Source organism: Photorhabdus akhurstii, from assembly GCF_018448925.1.
GTDB lineage: Bacteria > Pseudomonadota > Gammaproteobacteria > Enterobacterales > Enterobacteriaceae > Photorhabdus > Photorhabdus akhurstii.
The window spans coordinates 1-1,360 of sequence record NZ_RCWE01000084.1; the positions used below are offsets into that span (position 1 = coordinate 1).

Sequence of the window (1,360 nt, forward strand, 5' to 3'; positions counted from 1 at the left end):
AGTCTCTATTCCTACAAGAATTGCAATATATACGGCAATTGGCGCAGGAAGTCGCAAAAAAAAATCCGCATCTGGCAGATTTTTTATCCGAGGGCGCCGGTGATCCAGATATTGAGCGAGTGATGCAGGGCTTTGCGCTGTCAGCCGCCCGTATTCGCGAAAAGATTGAGGATGAATTTCCCGAACTCACATTAGGGATGATGGCACATATTTGGCCATATGCCATGTGCCCGGTCCTGCCCACCAGCATCGTTCAATTTTCACCCGCTGGGAAACATCACCTGGCCGCGCTAACGTTACCCGAAGGGACGTTGGTTTCTGCCGGTGAAGGAGAAGAAGAAATCAGTTTTGAAACCTGCTGCCCTCTGCATATCGAACCACTGGCGGTGATTGACCGGCAACTGAACGCAACCCCAGAGTACAGTGAGATAACGCTAACACTGCAATGTTCGGAGAATACCTCAGAGTGGCGCAGCCAACCGCTGCATTTCTTTCTGGGCAGCGATCGTCTGCAAGCCGCTGAATTAGCCTTATGGCTTGACTTTCATCTGTGTGATGTCTTTTTGCGAACACAGGACAAAACCATCACGCTTGATAGAAGTTACCCAGTCCCGGCATTGTGGGGAACTGCGCGGCAGGTTGCCATCCTGCCGACGATGAAAACCACGCCATACTCTATCTTGCAACTGATGACTGAGTACTATTACCTGCCCCATGTACATGATTTTGTGACGATTGATATCAAGAAAGATCGTCGATTGGTGGAGTTGAACGCAGACCGGACATTCGAGCTGATTTTTCGGTTTGATGGTCATCTGATGCTAAACGATATTTCCCAAACCTTTCTGTTGGATTGCGTGCCGGTAAGACATCTGGAGCCGATGAGTGCGAAGATCTCGGTAAACAGTGAAGCCAACCATTATCAAATCCCATTAGATTCGACTAAGCAACTGTTCAAACTGAACCATGTTTACATATCAACTGAACCGGAGCAGGAGCGCGGGCAACCCTACCGCTATCTGCCTATCGAAAAGTTTATTCCAACCGCTCATTTTCTGCCGGACGCCGAGTTTCTTTACTATTATCAGCTTAGGACGGAATGCGATATTTTGCAGCGAACCCTGCAACATCTTCACTTCTTTGATTGCAATGGCAAACCAGCGGAGAACCTGCCGCCACAATCCATTCTTTGTCAATTTACCGGTTATCGGACACAGGCCGCTAACCTAGGTATCGGTGCTATCAATCAACTGGGAGAAAATGCCTCGGGGCTGAAAGTCAGCAATATCACCCCGGTTTCTGCCTGCCACCCACCAATAACGGAGGATAAGGAAGATAGATCGAACTGGACAATCATCTC

Annotated in this window: 1 protein-coding gene; it reads left to right on the plus strand. The window is 48.8% G+C overall.

Annotated features, from left to right (window positions below; all coding sequences use genetic code 11):
* Window positions 1-1,360: type VI secretion system baseplate subunit TssF (locus EAE93_RS23820; RefSeq protein ID WP_250151184.1), on the plus strand; the 1,360-nt coding region annotated here is incomplete at both ends.